The organism is Pelagibacterium sp. H642, assembly GCF_031202855.1.
Taxonomy (GTDB): Bacteria; Pseudomonadota; Alphaproteobacteria; order Rhizobiales; family Devosiaceae; genus Pelagibacterium.
In genome coordinates, this window is the sequence record NZ_CP101829.1 from 69,389 (window position 1) to 91,203 (window position 21,815).

Sequence of the window (21,815 nt, forward strand, 5' to 3'; positions counted from 1 at the left end):
CAGATCTCCTATGGAAAAGGGGGCGCCACCTAGGTGACGCCCCCTTCTTAGCCCCTCGATATGACACGCCGACTACTCAGGCGCGCAGGCGATATCCGGTGCGGAAGATCCAAGCGATGATGCCCAGCGCGATCGCCATGAAAACCAACGTCATGGCCAGGCTGATGCCGACATTGACGTCGGCTACCCCATAAAAACTCCAGCGGAAGCCGCTCACCAGATAGACCACCGGATTGAACAGCGCGATGGTCTGCCAGGCCTCGGGCAGCATGGTGATGGAATAGAAAGTGCCCCCGAGGAACGCCAGGGGGGTGACGATCAGCAGCGGAATAAGCTGAAGCTTTTCAAATCCGTCGGCCCAGATGCCGATGATGAAGCCAATCAGCGAGAAGGTAACCGCGGTCAGCACCATGAAGACGACCATCCACACCGGATGCTGGATGGAAACATCAACGAATAAGGTCGCGGTCGCGAGGATGATCAGTGCCAGGATGATTGATTTGGTCGCCGCGGCACCCACGAAGGCGATGACGGTTTCCACATGCGAGATGGGCGCCGAGAGGATTTCATAAACGGTGCCCGCGAATTTGGGAAAGTAGATGCCGAACGAAGCGTTCGAGAGCGATTGCTGCAACAGCGACAGCATAATGAGTCCCGGCACGATGAAGGCAGCATAAGAGACGCCCTCCACCGACTCGATGCGCGAGCCGATCGCGGCGCCGAACACCACGAAATAGAGCGAGGTCGAGAGCACCGGCGAAATGATCGACTGGGTAACGGTCCGCCACCAGCGGGCCATTTCGAAATGGTAGATGGCCTTGATCGCGTAGTAGTTCATGTCCGGTCCCTCAGAAGGCCGATAAAGATATCCTCGAGCGAGGACTGACGGGTCGAAAGGTCCTTGATCCTGATCCCCTGCTCATTGACGGCGGCAATCAGGCTGGCAATGCCGGTGCGGTCGGCCTGGCTGTCATAGCTGTAGATCAGCTCTTCGCCGTTTTCAGCCAGGGTTAGCCCGGTCCCGGCCAATGCGGCAGGAAGGGTTTCAAGCGGCTCCTGGAGCTGGATCGAAAGATCCTTCTTGCCAAGTTTGGCCATGAGCTCGGACTTTTCCTCCACCAGGATGATCTCGCCCTTGGAGATCACGCCGATGCGGTCGGCCATCTCCTCGGCTTCTTCGATGTAGTGGGTGGTCAGGATTATGGTCACGCCTTTTTCGCGCAGATCGCGAACCACGTTCCACATGTCGCGGCGCAGTTCCACGTCGACGCCGGCGGTGGGCTCGTCGAGGAACAGCACCTTGGGCTCGTGGCTGAGCGCCTTGGCGATCAGCACCCGGCGCTTCATGCCGCCCGATAGGGTAATGAGCTTGTCGTTGCGTTTTTCCCAGAGCGAAAGATCGCGAAGGATCTTTTCGATCACCGCGTCGTTGCGCGGCTTGCCGAACAGGCCGCGCGTGAAGCTGACCGTCGCCCAGACGGTTTCGAAGCGGTCGCCCGTCAACTCCTGGGGCACGAGACCGATCATGGCGCGGGTCTTGCGGAATTCGGTCACCACGTCATGGCCGCCAACGAGGATCTGACCCGATGTCGGCCGCACAAGGCCGCAGATCGTGCCGATCAGCGTGGTCTTGCCAGCGCCATTCGGACCGAGCAGTGCGAAGATTTCGCCTGATTTGATGTCGAGATTGACGTCCTTGAGGGCGGTAAAGCCCGTGTCATAGGTCTTGTTGAGACCTGAAATCGCGACGGCCGGCTTGGCAGTCACAGATTGCATGTTCATGGAATCGCCCTCCGGCTAGAGCCGTCAATGTAGGGAGCGATTTCGCAAAGACTACCCCTTGGAAACAAAAAAGCCCGCCGAAGCGGGCTTTCTCGAAAAGCGGTCCGAAACGCCTTAGCGCTTGGAGAACTGGAAAGAGCGGCGAGCCTTGGCCCGGCCGTACTTCTTACGCTCGACCACACGGCTGTCGCGGGTGAGGAACCCACCGGGCTTGAGTACCGCGCGCAGGGCCGGCTCGTAGCGGGTCAACGCCAGCGAGATACCGTGACGGATGGCACCGGCCTGGCCGGAAAGGCCGCCGCCGGCAACGGTCGCGACGATATCGAACTGGTCGACGCGCTCAGCGGCCACGATCGGCTGCTGCAGGATCATCTGGAGAACCGGGCGCGCGAAGTAGTCCGTGAACTCCTTGCCATTGACGGTGATCTTGCCCGAACCAGGCTTGACCCACACGCGGGCAACGGCGTCCTTGCGCTTGCCGGTGGCATAGGCGCGGCCCTGAGCGTCGACCTGCTGGGTGTAGACCGGCGCGTCATTGACGGCAGTACCGGTTGCGGTGCCCAGGTCTTCGAGGGAATTGATGGTCTCGGACATGATTACTTCACCCTCACATTCTTGGTGTTGAGCGCGGCAACATCGAGGGTTTCGGGCTGCTGGGCGGTATGGGGATGCTCGGTGCCGGCGTAAACGCGCAGGTTCTTGAGCTGGGCACGGGTCAGCGGACCACCGGGCATCATGCGGCGCACGGCATTCTCGACGACGCGCTCGGGAAAGCGCCCCTCGAGCAGTTCGCGCATGGTGCGGTCTTTGATGCCGCCGGGATAGCCGGTGTGCCAGTAGAAGCGCTTGTCATCGAGCTTCTTGCCGGTGAACTTCACCTTGTCGGCATTGATGACGATGACGTTGTCGCCCATGTCCTGGTTAGGGGTGAAGGTCGGCAGGTGCTTGCCGCGCAGACGGGTCGCGATGATCGCGGCCAGACGGCCAACGACGAGACCTTCCGCGTCGATCAAAACCCACTTCTTCTCGATCTCGCCAGCCTTGGCCGAGTAGGTTTTCATTGTCGGGTTCCTTATTGGATATCTCTTGCGAGAAAGGCCGCCGAAATCCGGCGGCCGGTTCTCAACCGCCCTTGCAGGCGGCCATTTCGAAGCGCGTCATACAGGTGGCGGCAACAGCCGTCAAGCGCAATCTATTTTTCGTTTATAAACAACGACTTGTCGTCGCGGTATTATTTTACCGCACAGAAAGCCTATGCATATCAGCAAGATAGGCCATCACGATTCCGATGAGCAGGAAGGCGACGACCTGATGCCCCAGTGCCACGGGCAGATTGACCACCGAAAGGATGGTCACGACGCCGAGGAAAACCTGTAGCAGAACCGTCATGCCGATCGCAGGCATCCAGATGTGAACGCCTTCATATCCCGGATTGGCACGGCCGAAGAACCACATCATGGCAACATAGAAGGTGATGAAATAGGCAAGCATGCGGTGATTGAACTGAACCGTCAGAACATGCTCGAAGGCGCTTCGCCAGGCCGGATCGATGGCGAACAGCCCCTCGGGAATCAAAGCGCCATTCATCAGCGGCCAGGTATTGTAGACCCGGCCCGCATCCAGGCCCGCGACAAGCCCCCCTGCCCCGACCTGAATGAACAGAAGTCCCAGGAGCACCCATGTCGCCGCTACCCAGCCACGATCGGGCTTGTTCCCGACCGCGGGAGGCTCGAGCGAACGTGCCACCCAGATCAGCGCGAGCATCAAGAGGCACGCGGCGCACAAATGGGTAGCGAGACGATACTGGGATACGGACGTTAGTTCCGAAAGGCCCGACGAGACCATCCACCAGCCCAGAAAGCCCTGAAAGCCGCCCAGCACGAACAGCCCGGCCAGCGGCCAGATCATGGATTTCGGAATGCGGCGCTGGGCAACGAAGATCACGAAGGGAATGGCGAAGGCAAAGCCGAGCATGCGGCCCAGGAAGCGGTGAATCCATTCCCACCAGAAGATGAGCTTGAATTCGTCCACGCCCATCCAGCCGGCGAAGTTTTCTTCGTATTGCGGGATCTGCTGATAGGCCTCGAACTCGGCCTGCCAGTCCGCATCGGACAAGGGCGGGATGATGCCCGAGATCGGCTTCCAGCTCGTGATCGAAAGCCCCGACTCGGTCAAACGCGTCGCCCCGCCGACCAGCACCATCACCAGCACGAAAGCCGCAAGGCAATAGAGCCAGATGCGAACGGGCTTGAGGCGGGCGTGATCGAGCGGCATTGAGCCGGATGAGGCGATGGCAGACACGAAATTGTACCGGAGTTGTCAAACTTGACCGAACTGCTAATGGGGTGGCGCACAAATGGCAATGACCACATTCGCCGCAGTTCGGAGGCCATCATGACCCAGCGCCAACGCAAGGCCGTCGGCATCGTGCTTACCCTGCTCACCCTCATCGTGTGGGCGGCTCTGGGAATGTGGATCTATGAAACCTGGCTGTTGGGTGCACACAATCTCGTGCACCTCGCCTTTTTCGTCCTGTTCGGCCTCGGCTGGGTGTTTCCCGCCATGGTTGTCATCCGCTGGATGCTCAAGCCAGACTAGCTGACGTCGAGCCGTCGCCCGCGCCGCATGAGGGTGAAGACCTCGGCGGTCAGCAGAACGTCGATGAACCGCTTTTCCTGAAACAGACCGTTGAGGGAGATGCGCGGCAGCGCGGTGAGATGTGCCGCATGCTCACCGTATAGCCCGCCCGGGCGGGTGGTGACGGCGGTTGCAAATCCCAGTTCGCGGGCGGCAGCGAATTCCCGCGGCCCCGCCGCTGCCACTCCGCCGATCGGATATGAAAGATGCCTCGGCTGCTTACCGAATTGGGCGGCCAGGACTTTGGCCGATTGCTCGATCTCCGCCCGCATCTGCGCTTCGGGCAATTTCGACAGCTCGAAATGGTGCACGGTATGGGCGCCTAGGGTGCAGAGCGGATCATCGGCGAAGGTTTTGAGCTCGGTCCAATCCATGATGAGTTCCCGGCAATGACGCGCCAGGTCTAAACCATAGCGCTCCGCCAGCGCCTGCACCGAGGCTTCACGGTCAGGTTCGGGCATCTTGCGGTAGCGTTCATAGACATAGGCAAAGGTCGCGCGCTTTTGCTCCAGCGTTGCCGCATCGCCATAGTGGGGGCCTTCGGGCAGGTCGACCACGACGACGTCATTTGCCGCGATCACGTCTTCAAGCGCCTGCCACCAGACGACGCCGACACCGTCGATCAGCGCCGTCGGGACATAGAGCGTAGACGGCGCCTGATGCTTTTTCAGCACCGGCAGGGCATGGATGAGATTGTCGCGATAGCCATCATCGAATGTGAGGACGACGAAGGGTTTGGCTTCCGGCGATCCCAGCCGCCTGACGGCCTCATCGAGATCGACGATCTCGAAGCCTGCCTTGCGCGCACGCACGATCACCGCTTCGAGAAATTGCGGGGTGACCTGGAGGATGCCATTGGGCGCAAAGGCGGCGGGGGGTTCGGGAAGGACGCGATGCAGCGTGAAGATGACGCCACGCGCCTTCGAAAAGCGCCGTAGCGCAGGCATGAGCCCGGGCAGCGCGAAAGCTTCGAACGCCGCCCTGTAAAGACCGTAGCGCGGCATCGCTCAGGCGACTTCGGACTGGCGTTCGTGCGTCGGGATCACGCGCAATTCGTCAAACCCCAGCATGGCGACCTCGCGGCGCGTCTCGCCAGTTTCATCGTGAGCGAGCAGCAGGCACTTGGCGCCCGCGTCCGCAAAAAGCGGGAGGTTCGATCCCATGCCGACCCCGCCCGTCACCACGATCACGACCTCATAGATATCGGCAAGCGCGTCGATGAGCGTGAGGATGCGGTCCGGATTGGGGCTGAGGCGTTCACCCTGGCCCCAGGGCACGAAACCGAAGCGCTCCTCGATGCCGCGATGAACCACTTCACCGAAATCGGCGTCTCCCGCGCACAGATCGGTGAGGCCCAGCTCGATCCCCTGCTGACCGCTGGCCGCGTCAATTTCAGCGACGCTCTGCCCGTTACCGACGATCGCAGCGGTGAGGCGCTCGGCGAAATTCATGCTCTCGTCCCACCCGTTGTCGGAGGCAATAACGATCAGCCGGTCAAGGCCGGCCAGCGCCCGGGCGGCTTGAGCTTGAATCTCGGTTTCCAGCGCACCGAGCGGCGCATGAATTCCGGTTATGGCCAGAGGCTCGGACGAGCTGTCGGAATTGGCGGCAATCAGTCCGTTGTCGGAGCCCTTCTCCAGCGGCGGCTCGGATGAGGGCCCGTGTTCGACAAGGGCCCGACCTGACAGCAGTTCGGAGAAGATGACGCCGCCCACCTGCAGGAGGATCGAGGCGATACCCACCGCCATGAGGATGAGCGTGGTTTGCGGCGATGCCGGCGAGCTCGATGGCGCCGCCTCGCTGACGAACCGGACGTCGGGCAGCGACGAACCGATATCGGACCGTGCCGTCGCTTCGGTGAAGCGCAGGAGATAGGCATTGAGCAGATCGCGTTCGGCGGCGGCCTCGCGTTCGAGTTCGGCCAGCGTCACGCCCTCGACGGTGTCGGATCCGGCGGTCACTTTAATCCTGTCGAGTTCTGCTTGCAGGGATTGCTCGAGATCGGCTTCGATCTGCGCCTGCGCTTCAAGAGCCTGCGCCACCCGCTGCCCTTCATTGGAAATCTGTTCGTTGATCGCGGCAATCTGCGCATCGAGCGCGCGGATCGTGGGGTGGTTGGGCAGCAGGGTTGCCGATTGCTGTGCCCTTTCCCCTTGCAGCCGGGCCAGTTCCTGGCTCAATTGCTGCACGACGGCGGAGGCCTGGACGTCCGAAACTCCGACCACCGGCTGCCCGGATTCGAGCAGGCTGCGGATGAGCTGGGCGCGAGACTGCGCAGCGCTGCGCCGCTCGGCGGCAGCGGCGATCTGGGTGGCGAAGTTCGAGAGCTGCTGGTTGGTCAGGCTCTCATTGTTGGAACCGGTGAACAGGTCGTTTTCGACGCGGAAATCGGCGATGGCGCGCTCGGCCTCGGCCACGTTCTGGCGCAGACGGTTGATTTCGTCCTCAAGCCAGCCGGTCGCCTCGATGGTATCGGCGATCTGCTGGCCAGCGCGGCGCTGCACATGAATGCGCGCCAGCCCGTTGGCGATCCGCGCCGCAAGCTCGGGATCGGTGGCGCGGTAGGCCACGGAGATCAACCGCGACGAGCGCTCCTGGGTGACGATGAGGTTGTCGCTGATCTCACCGATGATATCTTCATCGCTCCACCCTTCAAAGGCCGGCTCCTGCCTCAGATCGATCGCCTCGATCGTGGCAAGAATCGTATCGCGAGACTTGATCAGCTCGATCTGGCTCGAAACGGCGGCGGCATCGATGAAATAGGATTCAGCGTTCTGATTGCTGGCAGCGCTGGTGAAAACGGTACTGCGCGGCTCGACCAGCAGCTCGGCGCGCGATTCGTATAGCCGCGGCACGAAAAGCAGGATGGCATAGGCCACCGCCAGCAGCAGGATGGTGACAAATCCGATCCGTACCAACTTGCCCAACAGGGCACGCAGGATCACGCTCGCGTCGATGCTCGCTTCCGGCTGCGCCATGGTGGGTGCAGAATCGCTCATATGTCGTCCCCCAGCTTCGTCGGCTTATCACCCCCACGTGGTAAGCATTCGGTTAAGGATTGCGTCCGGAGAGGTGGCGATAAGAGGTTATTAACCATGACATGGGAGAGCTAACGCCAGGATGGCTCGGGGGCACTTGCATGCGTCGGCTGCGCATTTCACTGATTCTGTTGCCACTGTTGCTGGCGGGCTGTGCGCATAGCGGCGCGCCGGCCACCTATCTCGTGGAGCAGACCGGGCCCTATCTCTTGGACAGCGGCGATGTGCTGCGGGTCAGCGTTTATGGCGACCCCAGCCTCACCAACACCTACCGCGTCGATGATTCCGGGGCCATCGCCATGCCGCTGGTCGGCGCCGTGCCGGCGCGCGGCATAACGACGACCGCCCTGTCCCAGCGCGTCGCCTCGGCGCTCGCGGCGGGGTTCATGCGCAACCCCAATGTCGCCGTGGAAGTTGCCGAATATCGTCCTTTTTTCATTCAGGGCGCCGTCGGGTCTTCCGGGCAATACCCTTACGTCTACGGCATGACCGTACGGGCCGCGATCAGCGCCGCCGGCGGGTTTTCCGATACGGCCAGCCGGGGTACGGCGACGATCTATCGCCGGCAGAACGATGAGATGGTCAAGGGCAATGTCGAACTCGATTTCCCAATTCAGCCCGGGGACACCATTGTGATCTCCGAACGTTGGCTGTGACGTGAAATCCCTGCGTATCCTCCAGGTCATGCGCTCGCCGGTGGGCGGGCTGTTCCGGCACGTCGCCGACCTTACGCGCGCGCTGGCGGAACGCGGGCACATGGTGGGCCTGTTTGCCGACAGCGAAGCAGGTGATGGACAGACCGACGCCAAGCTCGCCGCACTCGAGCCCGTTGCCGCGCTGGGCATCCATCGCTTTCCCATTCCGCGTCTTTTGGGCGCGCACGATTTCACGACGCCACTGAAAATCAGATCGCTCGCCCGCTCGCTCGATGTCGATATCCTTCATGGCCACGGGGCAAAGGGTGGATTCGGCGCCCGCCTCGCGCGGATTGGCGGACGGCGCCCCGCTACCGTCTACACCCCCCATGGTGGCGCACTACATTTCGACCCGCACACGCTTTCGGGCGGCACCTTCATGGCGATCGAGCGCGCGCTGCTTGGGGCAACCGACGCGCTGATCTTCGAAAGCGCCTACGCGCAACGCATATTCGCCAGCCATGTCGCCCGCCCCCGCTGCCGGCAGGAGGTCATCCATAACGGGCTGGCCGACGCCGAGTTCGAAACCATCGAACCTGCACCCGATGCCGCCGATTTCGTGTTCGTGGGCGAGTTGCGGCTGCTCAAGGGAATCGATCTCATCGTAGATGCGTTGGCACCCCTCAAGCGTCCCGACGGCACTCCGGCAACCATCATCATGGCCGGGGATGGGCCCGATGCCGAGATGCTGCGCGCCAAAATCGGCTCGCTCGGCCTGGAGCAGCGGGTGACGCTCGCCGGGGTGCAGCCTGCACGGACAATGTTCACGCGCGGCCGATGCGTCCTCGTTCCGTCGCGGGCGGAGTCCCTCCCCTATATCGTGATGGAAGCGGCAGCCGCCGGCCGGCCGGTCATCGCCACCAATGTTGGCGGCATCGCCGAGATTTTCGGCCCCACCTCCGGCCGGCTGATTGCCGCGGACAGCGCCGATGCCTTGCGGCAAGCCATGACGGCCTTTCTTGCGAATCCCTCAGGCGCCGCATCAGAAGCGCAGGAACGCCGTGCCTTCGTCCGGTCCCGTTTCTCGCTGTCTCGCATGGTCGACGGTATCGAGGCGCTTTATCGCGATCTCTCAAGCTGACACCGGACTTTTCACCGAGTCTTCACTTCTCCCGCTCCATAGTGCGCCGTCAAATTTCCCAAGGATCAGCGGGAGGCATGTCCATGTTCCGTGTCGACCCCAAGCAAGCGGTGCTCGGCCACATCTCCACTGCGGAAGCCGCTGCCGGCGAGCTCGGCCCGGACGCCGAGGCGCTGGCGCGCACGCCTATCGTGCCCGGTCTCTCGCACAAGGTGGTCACCGGCTTTGCCCAATTGATCGAAACCGGGCTGTTGCTTGTGCTGGGGCTGGGCATCTATTTCGCCTATCTCGGTGGGGCCGATGCGGCGATCTATGTGCCCCTCTCGCTCGGCATCGTCATTGCGGCAAACGTCGCCTTCAACATCGCCCGTACCCACCGTATCGCCGCCTACCGGACCGGCATCAAGCAAGTGCTGCACGTTCTGGCCGGTTGGGCCAGCGTGTTCCTGCTCGTGGTGGCCGGTCTCTTCATCTTCAAGGCGGGCGAACTGGTCTCGCGCGTGTGGCTCGGAAGCTGGCTCGCATCCGGCGCGCTGTTGCTCGTCGCCTTCCGGCTGACACTGCGATCAGTGGTTCTCGATTGGTCCGCAAAGGGGCGCCTGCGGCGACGCACGGTGATCGTTGGCGGCGGGCCGGTCGTTGAAACGCTCGTCGCGGCGATCCGGCAGGCCGCGGCCAGCGACATCGAGCTGATCGGCCTTTTCGACGACCGCGACGACGAACGCTCTCCGCGCAACGTGGCTGGCCTCACGAAGCTGGGCCGCGTCGCCGATCTCGTCGAATTCGCCCGCCGCGCCCATATCGAACTGGTCATCGTTTCCATGCCGCTTTCGGCGGAAACGCGCGTTCTCGAAATGCTCAAGCAGCTCTGGGTGCTGCCGGTGGATATCCGGCTCAGCGCCCATATGAGCAAGCTGCGTTTCACCGACAAAACCTATTCCTATATCGGTGACCTGCCCGTCTTCGACATCGCCGACCGGCCGATTTCCGACTGGAACCTGGTCTTTAAATGGATTTTCGACAAGCTCGTCGCCACAACCGCGATCGTCCTCCTCTCCCCCGTGATGCTGGCGACCGCCATCGCCGTAAAGGCCACGAGCAAGGGCCCGGTCCTGTTCCGCCAGAAGCGCCACGGGTTCAACAACGAGCTGATCGAGGTCTATAAGTTCCGCTCGATGTATACCGATATGGGCGACGCCAAGGCGTCCAAGCTCGTGACCCGCGACGACCCGCGCGTCACCCCCGTAGGCCGGTTCATCCGCAAGACGTCGATCGACGAGTTGCCGCAGCTCTTCAACGTGCTCAAGGGCCAGCTCTCGATTGTCGGTCCCCGCCCGCATGCGCTCGAAGCCAAAGCCGCCAACCGGCTGTACCATGATGCCGTCGATGGCTATTTCGCCCGGCACAAGGTGCGTCCGGGCATCACCGGCTGGGCGCAGATCAATGGCTGGCGCGGCGAAACCGACACTGTCGAAAAGCTCATGGCCCGTGTGGACCATGATCTCTACTACATCGAAAACTGGTCGATCCTGCTCGACCTCTATATCCTCGTCATGACCCCTGTCTCGCTGTTCACCAAGAGCGAGAACGCGTTTTGACGGCGGCGCTGCCCGGCCAGCTAGGGCTGGACCGCCGGCCACTGGGCCAGGCATGGGCAGGCGAGACGGCGCGCAAGGCGTTGGGCCTGATCGTCGCCTTGTGGATCTTCTCGGGCGGGTTCGTGATCTTCGAGCCCTCACCCTATGAGGTGATGTTCATCATCGCCTTCGCCGTGGCGCTGATGGGCGGGCTCAAGCTCCACCGCGATACCCTGCCCCTGCTGTTCATCGTCCTGGCCTTTACGCCCTTTGCGCTGATCTCGACGTTTTTCATGCGCTACCAGCCGGTGCTCGATGGACTTATTTTCAACCTCGTCACCATCTTTCTTCTGATCACCAGCTATTTCGCCGCCAATTTCGTCGCGCAATCGCCCTTCGCGCATATGCGGCTGATCGCCAAGGCCTATATCGCCATAGCGCTGATCACATCGGTGGTCGGGGTGCTGGCCTATGTCGGCATCCTGCCCGGCGAGGATGTGTTCCTGCGCTTCGGACGCGCCAAGGCCTTCTTCAACGATCCCAACGTTTACGGCCCCTTCCTCATCCTCCCGGCGGCGATCGTATTGCAGCGCACGCTTTTGGGCACCGGGCGGACGGCCCTATGGGCCGGGCTGGCTTACCTCGTCATTTTCGTCGGCGTTTTCGTGAGTTTCTCGCGCGGGGCCTGGGGGCACCTCGCCGCCTCCTCGCTGCTGGTCTTTGCCATGGTGTTCTTTCTCGAAGCCACCGCGCGCGAGAAGGTCCGGCTGCTTCTGGTCGCCATCGGAGGCGTCATGGTTCTGGCGGCAGCCATGGCGGTGCTGCTGTCCATCCCGGTCGTGGCGGAGCTGTTCACGCATCGGTTCACGCTGACCCAGAGCTACGATACGGGCGAGTTGGGGCGCTTCGGGCGCATCTGGTACACGCTCGATCTCGCCCTCAACAATCCCTGGGGAATCGGCCCGCTCGAATATGGCTATCTGCGCATCAGCGAACAGCCTCATAACACCTACGCCAATGTGCTGCTCACCTATGGCTGGGGTGGCGGGTTGGCCTATTACGTGCTCGTGGGCTGGACGCTGCTGGTCGGCGGCAAAACGCTGCTGCGCCCCTCCCCGCACAGAACGCTGCTCATTCCGGTCTTTGCCACTTTCGTCCCGATGATCATGCTCTCTGGCATCATCGATACCGATCATTGGCGGCACTGGTTTCTGGTGACGGGCCTGGTCTGGGGCATTTGCGCCGCTTACGGCGCGCCGTCCTCCACCCGGCGGCTCCTGCCCTAGAAGACCTTCCGGAGCGCCCAGATGGCCGCGATGACGACGGTGACCGCGACCAGAATCCAGAACAGCACGAACAAAGCTACGGCGCCGAGAACCGCGCCGAGCGCATCCCAAAAGCCGACGGTGGCGATGAGGATGGCGAGCAATATGATCAATAGGATAGGCATGGAACAAAATCCCCCGTTGCAATGGCCGGTAAACGGCCGGCAGGGGCACTGGGTTCCGCGAGAGGCAGATATAGAAACGGGCCCGATGCAGATCGAGCCCGTTTTCTTGTAAATGGTCGGAGCGGCCGGATTTGAACCGACGACCCTTTGTCCCCCAGACAAATGCGCTACCAGGCTGCGCTACGCCCCGATTGGCCTCTCACCTATATAATCGCGGAGAGGAGCGCAAGGGTTCCGTTCCCAAATTTTCAAAGCTCACCCCAACCTATTGCGCAAACTCGGCCGGACGAATGCTATTGAGCACCTCGGGGTCCGGCGGCAGCTCTTCGGTTCCGGTTTCCATGCCGTTTTCAGCGGCAAGATAGGCAATGATGTCGGCATATTGCTGCGCGGGCAGGCTTCCAGGCGCATCGCCGGGCATGGTCGTCGAGACGAACCCAAAGAACTGTCCCGCGGACGGGAAGCTCTTGAAGATCGAGACGATGTCGGAGCCGTGGCATGTGGAGCATTTCTGCTCATAGGCCGCCTGGCCTCGTTCGACCTGCTCGGGCGTAACCCAATCGCCTACCTCCTCCTGCGCCGCAGCGGCGGCGCCAAGCGCGGCCGCGAAAATGGTCGCCACCAATGGGATTGAAATCCGGGATGTTCTCAATGTCTCCTCCTTTGGATGAACGTAACGGCATTTGTCAGGGGATGCCGTATCCCATCTGGACGGCCAAAGCGGAAATCGTCCCGTCCGCTTGCAGCGCTGCGATTGCGTCGCCGAGAAGGTCGCGCAGATAGGCGTCGCGACTCAGCAAGGCCATGCCGATCGGCTCGGCCGCGATCTCGGGCGAAGTTAGCCGGGAGACGACGATCCCCTCATCTGCAAATTGCCCCGAGATGAGCGGCAGCGCGTGGATAGGCACGATGCCAGCCTCCAGCTGACCACCGACGATGGCAGCCAGAATGTTTTCTGCCGTGTCGTAGGGTATTCGGATGATATCGGCGCCGCCGCCGAGGGTGCGCGCGAAGGTCATGTCGGCTTGTGAAAGCATGATCGATCCAACCCGGGCACCTGCCGGCAGATCGAAGGGGCTGGTTACCCCCTCTTCTCGCGTTGCCAGAACGTAGCCGAGTTCGAAATAGGACCGGGTGATCGTCAGCCATTCGGGCAACGGCCGCCAATCGAGGCTCGTGCCCATCACGGCGTCGCAGTCGTCCATGAGATGGATGAAGAGCTGCTGCTCGAACAGCTCCTGTGTTCCCGAGCTCACCTGGTCGGCTTCGAAGAATTCGGCCTCGAGCAGATGCAGCCCGGCGATTTCGGACGCAATGGCCCGATCGAGATCCACCATGGGACTGTCGGGCCAGATACAGAAGATAATGCGATTGCCACGGTCGCGGATCGCGCCCTCGTAGAAGTCGCGTTGCACCATGGGCTGCGCGATGGCGCCCGATGCACCAAACATGGCCAGCAGGAATATCGACAGGCGAGACATGCCCGAAATCCAATGAGTGGTTTGGCCGCCTGCCGCGTGGTTGGGAGCGGCAGGCGGCCATCAAGCGGCTAGTCGGCCTCCGGGAGCGCGAAGACGAACAGATTGTTGCCGCTCATGGGGTGGCGGATGTCGGGAACAAGCGCCGCTTGCGCACGCGGGCTGCCGCCGCCAAGACCGGTGGGAATGGCGATGTACTGCGTGCCATCGACCTCGTAGGTCACCGGCATGCCCTGCACCGATTGGGAGAGGCGCACTTCCCACACCACTTCGCCGGTTTCGGCATCGAACGCCTTGAAATAGCGATCGAGATCGCCGGCAAAAATCAGGCCCGATTCCGTCGAAAGGATCCCCGTGAGGAACGGGGCATGCTGCTCGTGACGCCATACGGTCTCGAGCGTATCGACATTGACGGCGGCAAGCAGGCCCTGCCCTTCGACATCGGGCATCGGTGCAAAAGTCCGGAAACCGCCGGTCCCACCGCCGCCGACGACGGCCTCGACTTCGCGGGCGGTGAAGTCCATGCAGCTCTGGCTGAGCGGCATGTAGAGGGTCCGCAGTTCGGGATTGAACGCCATGGGGTGCCAATCCTTGCCGCCTGCCGTGCTCGGGCAGGAGAAGATGGGCGTTTCGAAATCAACCGGGATCTTCTCGGGCCGGACGATAGCCTGACCGGTTTCCGTGTTCACGTCGAAGACGTTCTGGAACACCATTTCACGGTGATCGATATATTCGCCGGTCTCACGATCCATGACCCAGAGAATGCCGCTCTTGCCGATCTTGTAGAAGCGCTTCTGGCCGTCGACATCGACAAAGACGTGCTCGAACGCGTCGTCGAGGTCGAGCGTTTCGCCGGGCAGGTACTGGTGGTACCAGAGGATTTCCCCGGTGTCGGGATCAAGCGCGATCGTCGAGTTGGTATAGAGCGCTTCACCCTCATGCCCGCGCCCCACGCTGGTCCAAGGGTAGGCCTGACCCGTGGCGCACAGGATGATGTCCTGCTCTTGGTCATAGGAGCACGGATGCCAGACGCTGCCGCCGGCGCGCAGGAAGTCCGGGGCGTCGCCCCAGGTGTCGCCCCCCTCTTCCCCAGCGATCGGCACCGTATAGGTCCGCCACAATTCCTCACCGTTCGTAGGGTCGTGCGAGACGACGTAACAACCCGTGCGCCCCTCGCGGAACACGCGGCAGTCGGTGAGGCCGGAAATCACCTGCCCCTTAACGATGGTGGGACCGGTGCTGAAACCGACCTTGTAGTCTTCCCATACCTCCATTTCGACATCCCAGGCGACCTGCCCGGTGAAGGCATCAAGCGCAACGACATGCGCGTCGCAAGTCGAGGTGAAAACCCTTTCGCCATAGAGCGCGATGTTGCGGGTGGCGCCGGAGGTGCCGTTGCAGGCGTCTTCGGGCAGCTCTCGCTTATATTCCCAGAGCAGATCACCAGTCACGGCATCGAGCGCCTGGATAACGTCACGCGCGCCGGCCAGGAACATGATCCCGTCATAGACCAGAGGGGTCGATTCGAACGTGCCCGGCTCCACGTTCCACGACCACGCCATCTGCAGGTCGGAAACGTTTTCCGGCGTGATCTGGGTCAGCGGCGAATGGGCCCAGCTATCGCGGGTGCGGCGCCAGTTGAGCCAGTCACCGTCATCGGGGTTGGCGAACATCTCGTCGGTTACCGGCACGAAATCAGCCCACGGATCGTCGGCCGCTTCCTGCGCCGGCAGGCTCGTGACGCTTGCCGCCGAGAGCAGCAGAGCCAGAGCCCAAGCATTATGTTTCATTTTCTCCTCCATGCCCTTGCGTGTAAGCACCGATCGAGAGTTGCCTCGATCGTTCCTGCTGGCGGAAAGGGCGGCCCGGCAGCCAGGAAGGTTTCTCCAAGCGCCTGCCGACATATCCGCCGAGCGTTGAAAGCGCCTGTGGTGTTCCGGGAAGGCTGCCGGTGCATTCCCGCCATTGTGTTCAACGTCCGCACCCGTCCTCCCGACGGTCACTTCTGCTGACTCTGCGAAATGTTCCGCGCTGGTCACGCGAAGGTCAATTGCGGATACTATACCTGCATAAGATATTTAGACTTCAGCTCACTTCGAAATATCAGTATAATTTAAATATTTATTCGTATAATAATATGAAAATATGAGAAGCCGTTGCATCGCGAGCTTTCCGCGTGACATCGACCGCCGCATTGTTCAATAACGCTCCCCAAACAGGGGAACTGGAATGGGCGATAGCTGGGGTGGGCTGACGGCGGCTCTCAATCGTTGGCCGGGATTCGCGCAGAGCGGCATCGAACTCATCAATCTTTCGGAAAACCACACCTTCCGGCTCGACCTTCCCGATGGCGCGCGCGCGATCTTGCGGGTGCACCGCCCCGGCTATCATTCGCGCTCGGCCATTGAAAGCGAGTTGGCCTGGATGCAGGCGCTTCGCAGCCAGACTGGCCTGTTCACCCCCCGCCCCCTACCCGGCCGCGATGGCGAGCTGGTGCAGGAGGGGCGGTTCTTGCATGAGACCCGGCACATGGTGGCGTTCGCTTTCGAGGAGGGCGCGGAACCGCAGGTCGGCGACGATCTTGCGCCGGTTTTTAGACAATTGGGTGCCCTGGCCGCCCAGTGCCATCTTCACGTTACGCGGTGGACGCCACCAGCCGGCTTCACCCGTCACATCTGGACGGCGAACGCCATTCTCGACCCCGATGCCATCTGGGGCGACTGGCGCGCGGCGCCGGGCGTTTGTGGCGAAACGCGCAAGGTGCTGGACAAGCTCGACCGGCGGCTGCGGGAGTTGCTGGCCAGCTACGGCATGAGCCGGGACCGGTTTGGCCTGATCCACGCCGATATGCGCCTGGCCAACCTGTTGGTTGCCGACGGGGAGACGCGGCTGATCGATTTCGACGACTGTGGCTTTTGCTGGTTCGGCTATGATTTCGGCGCAGCCGTTTCCTTCTTCGAAGAAAGCGAAACCATTCCCGCGCTAAGGGCAGCGTGGCTGGCCGGATACCGCCGCCACCGGCCCTTCAGCGCCGCGGATGAAGCCATGCTCGACGTCATGGTTCTGCTACGGCGTATGGCACTGCTCGCCTGGATCGAAACGCATCCGGAGGCCGAGCCCGCTCAACAACTCAGGCACCGATATGCCGCCGAATCGGCTGAGATGGCCGAGCGCTTCCTTTCGACCGGAACCATCGACCGATAGGGTGTGCATACCGATCAATCGTAGAAGAGCGAAACCCGGTGACCGCCGATTTCGTGGACATTGATGTCCATGTCGTAGATCTCTTTCAGCGCCTCGGGCGTGATGATCTCGTTCTTGGAGCCGTGCCGCACGACTTTGCCGTTCTTCATGGCGATGATGTAATCGGAATACCATGAAGCGAAATTGATGTCGTGCAGGACCAGCACGACAGTCTTGCCCAGTTCGCGGCAAGCGCGTTGCATGAGCTTCATCATGCCCATGGCGTGTTTCATATCGAGATTGTTGAGCGGCTCGTCGAGCAGCACATAGTCGGTGTCCTGGCACAGCACCATCGCCACGAACGCCCGCTGCCGCTGGCCGCCCGAGAGTTCGTCGAGAAACCGATCCTTGAGGTCCTCGAGATTGAGATAGGCGATCGATTGGTCGATATGCCCCTTGTCCTCGATGGTGAGGCGGCCCTTTGAATAGGGGTAGCGGCCAAACGACACCAGATCATGGACCGTCAAACGCGCCGTCATGTGGTTGTCCTGGCGCAGGATCGACAGTCGCTTGGCCAAAACGTCGCTGGGCGTGTTGGACACATCCATGCCGTCCACCGTCACCGATCCCGCATCCATCCCCAAAAGGCGCGAGACGATCGAGAGCATTGTCGACTTGCCCGCCCCGTTGGGGCCGATGATCGAGGTGATACCGGCGGCGGGCAGCTCGATCGACACGTCGTCGACCACGGCGGTGTCGCCATAATATTTCTTGAGGCCGGAAGTGATGATCATCGGGCCGCTCCCCGCAGGATGAGAATTATGAAGACGAGGCCACCCAGGAACTCGACGATGATGGACAGCGCGGTATCGAATTCGAACACGCGTTCGAACACCGTCTGACCGCCGACCAGTGCGATCACGCCGAGCAGCGCTGCCGCAGGCAGGATGTATTTATGCTTGGACGTGCCGACAAGCCCATGGGCGAGGCTGGCGACCAGCAGACCGAAAAACGTTATCGGCCCGACCAGCGCCGTCGATACCGACACAAGGATCGATACCATCACCAGGATGATGACGACGCTGCGCTTGTACTCGACACCGAGATTGATCGCCGTGTCGCGGCCGAGCGAGAGCACGTCGAAAGTGTGCCCCATCCGCCAGAGCACCAACGTGACGACGACGACCACGCCCAGCGCAACGCCCAGCAGGGTGGTATCGATCGTCGAAAAGCTGGCGAAAAAGCTGTCCTGCAGCACCTGGAACGCATTGGGATCCAGCAGCCTCTGCATGAAGTTAGAGAGGCTGCGGAAAAAGATGCCGAACACGATGCCCACGAGCACGAGCAGATGCAGGCTGCGCCCTTCGCTCAGAAACAGCCACTGGAACAGCAGCCAGGAAAACCCAATCATCAGAACCACTTCCATGCCGAACTGGGCATAGGGGTTCATGAGTGAAAGCATCTGCGGGCCGAGGAAGAAGACGATCGCCGTCTGCACCAGGATGTAGAGCGCATCGAACCCCATGATCGAAGGGGTAAGGATCCGATTGTTGGTGACTGTCTGGAACAACACCGTCGATATCGCAATCGCGTAGGCGACCAGGACGAGGCCCAAAAGCTTGCGGCCGCGGAAGGGAATGATGAAATCCCAGCTCCCCCTGGCGCCGAGCGTCATGAAGCAGACGACCGAAATCAGAGCGACGAGCGCCAGAACGGCCAGCACGATGGTAGGACGCGACCAACGCAGGTTACGCAGCATTGTGACGCTTCCTTAGCAGCAGATAAAGGAACAGCCCGCTGCCGATCACGCCGACGACGACGCTGATCGGAATTTCATAGGGGAAGCGCACGATGCGGCCGACGATGTCGCAGGCGAGGACAAACGCCGCGCCCAGCACCGCCACCCAGGGCACGGTGCGGCGCATGTTGTCGCCCACCATCAGGCTCACGACATTGGGCACGATCAGTCCCAGAAACGGGATCGAGCCGACCGACACCAGCACGACCGCGCTGACGATCGACACGATGATCAGCCCCAGCGTCATCACGCGCTTATAGTTGAGCCCCAGATTGGTGGTGAAGTCCTCGCCCATGCCGGCCACGGTGAACCGGTCGGCGGCGATGTAGGCCATGATCGTGCCGGCAAGGCCGAACCAGAGCAGTTCGTAGCGTCCTCTGAGCACGCCAGAGAAATCGCCCATGCTCCAGGCGAGCAGCGAGGGCAGGAGGTTGAAGCGATAGGCGAAAAAGCTGGTGACAGCGCCAATGACGCCGCCCAGCATGATGCCAACCAGCGGCACCAGCAAAACATCGCGCAATGGGACGAAGCGCAGGATGCGCAGAAACAGCGCAGTGCCGGCCAAAGCAAACATGGCAGCCACGATCATTTTGGCCATCAAGGGCCATCCGGGCGCCAGAAGCGTTACGACAAGAAAGCCCAGGGTTGCCGATTCCGTCGTTCCCGCTGTCGAAGGCTCGACGAAGCGGTTGCGGACGATCATCTGCATGACCAGGCCGGCGATGGCCAGCGACGAGCCTGCGAGCAGGATGGCCAGCGTGCGCGGAATGCGGCTCATGACCAGCACCTGCATCGGCCGGTCTTCCGCGCTCGATGAGAGCAGCGCCCCCAGCGAAACGTCACTGACGCCAACGAAAAGGCTGATGATCGCCAGAACGATGGTCAGCACGATTCCGACTGTGAGAAGCCGCACTTTAGCTAGCCTGTGGGTAGGGGCCGGGTGCGAGGCCCGGACGGAAAAATAAAGAAGCCCGGCGACTGGAAGCGCCGGGCTTTGCGAATGGAGCTCCGATCACTCGGCGCTGTTGTAGCCTTCGATCACCTGATCGAGCATCAGCATCAGGCCGGTGTAGCCATGCATGGTGATGTAGGCCGCCTGGGGATCGAGGTAAACGATCTGGTCGTTCTGCCAGGCAGTGGTCTCATGCATCAGTTCATTGTCGAGCAGAGCCGCGGCGGCACCCTCATTGCCCACACCGGCATCACGATCGACGACGAAGAGATAGTCGGGATTGGCTTCGAGCAGGAATTCGAACGAGATACCGTCGCCGCCGTGGTCGCCGTCCTCGACATCGTCCATGACCGAGGGAATGCCCAGTTCGTTGTGAATCCAGGCCACGCGGGAATCGGGACCGTAAACCCCCAGGCTGCCCGCATTGGTCACCAGCACGAGCCCGGTGCCCTTGCCCTCTGCAGCGGCACGGGCTTCCTCAACCTTGGCATCGAGTTCGGCAATCAGCTCAGCGGCACGATCCTGGACACCGAAGATTTCTCCAAGCTGTTCGAGATTGCCCTGAACGCCGGCCACGAGATCGGCATTGTTGATCGACATGTCGATGGTGGGCGCGATTTCGGAGACCTGGGGATAGGTCGAGGCCGAACGGGCCGCGACGATCACAAGATCGGGTTGCTCGGCGGCGATACCTTCGAAGTCGGGCTCAAAGAGCGACCCGACATTGAACAGATCGTCGGAAACGTATTCGGCCAGATAGGCCGGAGCGTTGGAACCCGGAGCACCGGCAACTTCCACGCCGAGCGCGTTGAGATTGTCGAAGGCCGCCCAATCGATGGTGAAGACCTTTTCAGGCACACCGGAAATGGTGGTTTCGCCCTGGGGGTGGGTAACGGTGATATCCTGAGCAGACGCTCCAGCGGTGAGGGCGAGCGAAGCTGTCAGTGCCAGGGCGGCAGTCGCAGTGCGGAAAACAAGCGAGATTGTCACGATGACATTCCTATCAATTGGCTGGGGCGTAGCGCCGAAGCCGCCGCCTTGCCCACCTCAAATCGTCCCGCGCCCCGCCTGCTCAATCCCGTTCGGACTGAAGCGCACGCCTTGCGGGCCTCCATCGCCGGCCAAAATCTAACCGAGCGGTTCAGGTATTAGGCGGGTCGGCCCGCCCCGTCAATATTGTTGATTTGAATTATCATCTTATTCTTTCGGCCAAGACAGAGCTGTGCCCCGGCTCCGTCAGCCGCGCGCCTTGTCGAGCGCCTGCTTGCAGGATGCAAGCATATCGAGAACGGCGCTCAGTTCCTCTTTTTGCCGAGCGGAAAGCCCCTCCGTCCGCGCGGCGGGACCGGCGACAAGCCGAGGCTCGTCCGAGGAGACATCGGAAGCGATATCGACGAAATCGACAGCGTCTTCGTCAGTCGCAGGCTCGAACTGAGGTTGGGGTGCAATGGGGCGAATGGAGCCCGTCTCGCCGATGGCGACGACATGCTTTGCGCCCTGCTCCTTGAGAATGCGCTGGACGCCCTTGATGGTGAAGCCCTGATCGTAGAGCAGGTGGCGGATGCCCTTGAGCAACTGCACATCGTCCGGCCGATAGTAACGGCGTCCGCCGCCACGTTTCAGCGGTTTGATCTGGGTGAACCGTGTCTCCCAGAAACGCAGCACATGCTGCGGCAAGTCTAGTTCTTCGGCCGCTTCGGAAATTGTCCGGAAGGCGTCTGGAGATTTATCCAACGCGACGTGCCCCGGTAAAATTGTTTATTTTCCAGATCGAACCATAGATTTGTTGATCTTGGATTTCAAGACGTTGGACGGTTTGAACACAAGAACCTGCCGGGGAAGAATGGGAACTTCCTCGCCAGTCTTGGGATTCCGGCCGATCCGCTCATTCTTGGACCGGACCTGGAAGGACCCGAAGGACGACAATTTGACGTTGTCTCCATCGGCAAGGGAATCGCTGACGATCTGCAGGACCCGTTCCACAAGTTCCGCCGATTCGGTACGCGACAGTCCCACGGACTGGTACACCGCCTCGGCCAGATCGGCGCGAGTCACCGTTTTTCCCGACATGATCTTCCCCTCAACCTTATTGAAGCCCGTGAGCCAGCCCCCAAGATTTCAACCACTTAACGCTCAAAACGGAG

At 61.5% G+C, this 21,815-nt stretch carries 23 protein-coding genes and 1 tRNA gene; 6 read left to right on the plus strand and 18 right to left on the minus strand.

From position 1 onward, the window contains the following. Positions 1 to 76 precede the first annotated feature (76 nt). The 5 genes from NO934_RS00370 to NO934_RS00390 all read right to left on the minus strand — a co-directional run bounded on the left by NO934_RS00370 (position 77) and on the right by NO934_RS00390 (position 4,083). Complete coding sequence (locus NO934_RS00370) at positions 77 to 838, minus strand: ABC transporter permease (protein ID WP_309161509.1); 762 nt, start codon at positions 836 to 838, stop codon at positions 77 to 79. Beyond that, positions 835 to 1,782: an ABC transporter ATP-binding protein gene (locus tag NO934_RS00375; protein ID WP_309161510.1), complete on the minus strand. Its 948-nt coding sequence runs from the start codon at positions 1,780 to 1,782 to the stop codon at positions 835 to 837. The genes NO934_RS00370 and NO934_RS00375 overlap by 4 nt, the downstream gene beginning before the upstream one ends. A gap of 114 nt (positions 1,783 to 1,896) precedes the next feature. Continuing rightward, positions 1,897 to 2,376: a 30S ribosomal protein S9 gene (gene rpsI / locus NO934_RS00380; RefSeq protein WP_309161511.1), complete on the minus strand. Its 480-nt coding sequence runs from the start codon at positions 2,374 to 2,376 to the stop codon at positions 1,897 to 1,899. 2 nt (positions 2,377 to 2,378) lie between these two features. Next, on the minus strand, positions 2,379 to 2,843 hold the full coding sequence (gene rplM / locus NO934_RS00385) for a 50S ribosomal protein L13 (protein WP_309161513.1): 465 nt from the start codon (positions 2,841 to 2,843) through the stop codon (positions 2,379 to 2,381). Between the two features lie 175 nt (positions 2,844 to 3,018). Beyond that, positions 3,019 to 4,083 (minus strand): COX15/CtaA family protein, encoded by a 1,065-nt coding sequence (locus tag NO934_RS00390; protein WP_309161515.1) that lies wholly within the window; start codon positions 4,081 to 4,083, stop codon positions 3,019 to 3,021. Between the two features lie 93 nt (positions 4,084 to 4,176). Between NO934_RS00390 and NO934_RS00395 the strand changes: the two genes are divergently transcribed. Continuing rightward, on the plus strand, positions 4,177 to 4,380 hold the full coding sequence (locus NO934_RS00395) for a DUF2842 domain-containing protein (protein ID WP_309161517.1): 204 nt from the start codon (positions 4,177 to 4,179) through the stop codon (positions 4,378 to 4,380). Here NO934_RS00395 and NO934_RS00400 read toward each other — a convergent pair. Then, entirely contained in the window at positions 4,377 to 5,423 is a 1,047-nt protein-coding gene (locus tag NO934_RS00400; RefSeq protein WP_309161518.1) for a polysaccharide deacetylase family protein, read from the minus strand. The genes NO934_RS00395 and NO934_RS00400 overlap by 4 nt on opposite strands. 3 nt (positions 5,424 to 5,426) lie before the next feature. Further along, positions 5,427 to 7,418: a GumC family protein gene (locus NO934_RS00405; RefSeq protein ID WP_309161519.1), complete on the minus strand. Its 1,992-nt coding sequence runs from the start codon at positions 7,416 to 7,418 to the stop codon at positions 5,427 to 5,429. 140 nt (positions 7,419 to 7,558) lie between these two features. Between NO934_RS00405 and NO934_RS00410 the strand changes: the two genes are divergently transcribed. The 4 genes from NO934_RS00410 to NO934_RS00425 all read left to right on the plus strand — a co-directional run bounded on the left by NO934_RS00410 (position 7,559) and on the right by NO934_RS00425 (position 12,096). Then, positions 7,559 to 8,113 carry a polysaccharide biosynthesis/export family protein gene (locus NO934_RS00410; RefSeq protein ID WP_309161520.1) on the plus strand — a complete coding sequence of 185 codons (555 nt, stop codon included), beginning with the start codon at positions 7,559 to 7,561 and terminating at the stop codon, positions 8,111 to 8,113. Position 8,114: 1 nt separating this feature from the next. After that, positions 8,115 to 9,233 carry a glycosyltransferase family 4 protein gene (locus NO934_RS00415; protein ID WP_309161521.1) on the plus strand — a complete coding sequence of 373 codons (1,119 nt, stop codon included), beginning with the start codon at positions 8,115 to 8,117 and terminating at the stop codon, positions 9,231 to 9,233. 83 nt (positions 9,234 to 9,316) lie between these two features. Beyond that, the gene (locus NO934_RS00420; RefSeq protein WP_309161522.1) at positions 9,317 to 10,831 is read left to right on the plus strand and encodes an undecaprenyl-phosphate glucose phosphotransferase; all 1,515 of its coding nucleotides are present in this window, start codon (positions 9,317 to 9,319) and stop codon (positions 10,829 to 10,831) included. Beyond that, complete coding sequence (locus tag NO934_RS00425) at positions 10,828 to 12,096, plus strand: O-antigen ligase family protein (RefSeq protein WP_309161523.1); 1,269 nt, start codon at positions 10,828 to 10,830, stop codon at positions 12,094 to 12,096. Before NO934_RS00420 ends, NO934_RS00425 begins: the two co-directional genes overlap by 4 nt. Here the strand turns inward: NO934_RS00425 and NO934_RS00430 are convergent. The 5 genes from NO934_RS00430 to NO934_RS00450 form a co-directional block, all read right to left on the minus strand. Continuing rightward, positions 12,093 to 12,260, minus strand: coding sequence for a hypothetical protein (locus NO934_RS00430; protein WP_309161524.1), 168 nt, complete (start codon positions 12,258 to 12,260; stop codon positions 12,093 to 12,095). The genes NO934_RS00425 and NO934_RS00430 overlap by 4 nt on opposite strands. Before the next feature lie 113 nt (positions 12,261 to 12,373). Next, a tRNA-Pro gene (locus NO934_RS00435) sits at positions 12,374 to 12,450 on the minus strand. A 75-nt stretch (positions 12,451 to 12,525) separates the two neighbouring features. Beyond that, positions 12,526 to 12,912, minus strand: coding sequence for a cytochrome c (locus tag NO934_RS00440; RefSeq protein WP_309161525.1), 387 nt, complete (start codon positions 12,910 to 12,912; stop codon positions 12,526 to 12,528). Between the two features lie 34 nt (positions 12,913 to 12,946). Continuing rightward, positions 12,947 to 13,741, minus strand: a complete 795-nt coding sequence (locus NO934_RS00445) for a transporter substrate-binding domain-containing protein (protein WP_309161526.1) — start codon at positions 13,739 to 13,741, stop codon at positions 12,947 to 12,949. A gap of 68 nt (positions 13,742 to 13,809) precedes the next feature. Continuing rightward, positions 13,810 to 15,528, minus strand: coding sequence for a PQQ-binding-like beta-propeller repeat protein (locus NO934_RS00450; RefSeq protein ID WP_309161527.1), 1,719 nt, complete (start codon positions 15,526 to 15,528; stop codon positions 13,810 to 13,812). A gap of 439 nt (positions 15,529 to 15,967) precedes the next feature. Between NO934_RS00450 and NO934_RS00455 the strand changes: the two genes are divergently transcribed. Then, the gene (locus NO934_RS00455; protein ID WP_309161528.1) at positions 15,968 to 16,942 is read left to right on the plus strand and encodes a phosphotransferase; all 975 of its coding nucleotides are present in this window, start codon (positions 15,968 to 15,970) and stop codon (positions 16,940 to 16,942) included. Positions 16,943 to 16,956: 14 nt separating this feature from the next. Here NO934_RS00455 and NO934_RS00460 read toward each other — a convergent pair whose 3' ends face one another. From NO934_RS00460 to NO934_RS00485, 6 genes are all read right to left on the minus strand, one after another. Beyond that, positions 16,957 to 17,715 carry an ABC transporter ATP-binding protein gene (locus tag NO934_RS00460; protein ID WP_309161529.1) on the minus strand — a complete coding sequence of 253 codons (759 nt, stop codon included), beginning with the start codon at positions 17,713 to 17,715 and terminating at the stop codon, positions 16,957 to 16,959. Further along, on the minus strand, positions 17,712 to 18,680 hold the full coding sequence (locus tag NO934_RS00465) for an iron chelate uptake ABC transporter family permease subunit (protein WP_309161531.1): 969 nt from the start codon (positions 18,678 to 18,680) through the stop codon (positions 17,712 to 17,714). The genes NO934_RS00460 and NO934_RS00465 overlap by 4 nt, the downstream gene beginning before the upstream one ends. Continuing rightward, entirely contained in the window at positions 18,670 to 19,632 is a 963-nt protein-coding gene (locus NO934_RS00470) for an ABC transporter permease (RefSeq protein WP_309161534.1), read from the minus strand. Before NO934_RS00470 ends, NO934_RS00465 begins: the two co-directional genes overlap by 11 nt. 99 nt (positions 19,633 to 19,731) lie before the next feature. Next, positions 19,732 to 20,661 carry a siderophore ABC transporter substrate-binding protein gene (locus NO934_RS00475; protein ID WP_309161536.1) on the minus strand — a complete coding sequence of 310 codons (930 nt, stop codon included), beginning with the start codon at positions 20,659 to 20,661 and terminating at the stop codon, positions 19,732 to 19,734. 246 nt (positions 20,662 to 20,907) lie between these two features. After that, positions 20,908 to 21,405: a MerR family transcriptional regulator gene (locus NO934_RS00480; protein ID WP_309161539.1), complete on the minus strand. Its 498-nt coding sequence runs from the start codon at positions 21,403 to 21,405 to the stop codon at positions 20,908 to 20,910. Positions 21,406 to 21,429: 24 nt separating this feature from the next. After that, entirely contained in the window at positions 21,430 to 21,741 is a 312-nt protein-coding gene (locus NO934_RS00485) for an integration host factor subunit alpha (RefSeq protein WP_309161541.1), read from the minus strand. Positions 21,742 to 21,815: the final 74 nt, after the last annotated feature.

Excerpts from the sequence above, each read along its gene's own strand:
- NO934_RS00370 (WP_309161509.1), bottom strand. The coding sequence starts at position 838 with ATGAACTACTACGCGATCAAGGCCATCTACCATTTCGAAATGGCCCGC.
- NO934_RS00405 (WP_309161519.1), bottom strand. The coding sequence starts at position 7,418 with ATGAGCGATTCTGCACCCACCATGGCGCAGCCGGAAGCGAGCATCGAC.
- NO934_RS00460 (WP_309161529.1), bottom strand. The coding sequence starts at position 17,715 with ATGATCATCACTTCCGGCCTCAAGAAATATTATGGCGACACCGCCGTG.
- NO934_RS00450 (WP_309161527.1), bottom strand. The coding sequence starts at position 15,528 with ATGAAACATAATGCTTGGGCTCTGGCTCTGCTGCTCTCGGCGGCAAGC.
- NO934_RS00375 (WP_309161510.1), bottom strand. The coding sequence starts at position 1,782 with ATGAACATGCAATCTGTGACTGCCAAGCCGGCCGTCGCGATTTCAGGT.
- NO934_RS00455 (WP_309161528.1), top strand. The coding sequence starts at position 15,968 with ATGGGCGATAGCTGGGGTGGGCTGACGGCGGCTCTCAATCGTTGGCCG.
- NO934_RS00465 (WP_309161531.1), bottom strand. The coding sequence starts at position 18,680 with ATGCTGCGTAACCTGCGTTGGTCGCGTCCTACCATCGTGCTGGCCGTT.
- NO934_RS00420 (WP_309161522.1), top strand. The coding sequence starts at position 9,317 with ATGTTCCGTGTCGACCCCAAGCAAGCGGTGCTCGGCCACATCTCCACT.
- rpsI (WP_309161511.1), bottom strand. The coding sequence starts at position 2,376 with ATGTCCGAGACCATCAATTCCCTCGAAGACCTGGGCACCGCAACCGGT.
- NO934_RS00395 (WP_309161517.1), top strand. The coding sequence starts at position 4,177 with ATGACCCAGCGCCAACGCAAGGCCGTCGGCATCGTGCTTACCCTGCTC.
- NO934_RS00485 (WP_309161541.1), bottom strand. The coding sequence starts at position 21,741 with ATGTCGGGAAAAACGGTGACTCGCGCCGATCTGGCCGAGGCGGTGTAC.
- NO934_RS00445 (WP_309161526.1), bottom strand. The coding sequence starts at position 13,741 with ATGTCTCGCCTGTCGATATTCCTGCTGGCCATGTTTGGTGCATCGGGC.
- rplM (WP_309161513.1), bottom strand. The coding sequence starts at position 2,843 with ATGAAAACCTACTCGGCCAAGGCTGGCGAGATCGAGAAGAAGTGGGTT.
- NO934_RS00410 (WP_309161520.1), top strand. The coding sequence starts at position 7,559 with ATGCGTCGGCTGCGCATTTCACTGATTCTGTTGCCACTGTTGCTGGCG.
- NO934_RS00430 (WP_309161524.1), bottom strand. The coding sequence starts at position 12,260 with ATGCCTATCCTATTGATCATATTGCTCGCCATCCTCATCGCCACCGTC.
- NO934_RS00400 (WP_309161518.1), bottom strand. The coding sequence starts at position 5,423 with ATGCCGCGCTACGGTCTTTACAGGGCGGCGTTCGAAGCTTTCGCGCTG.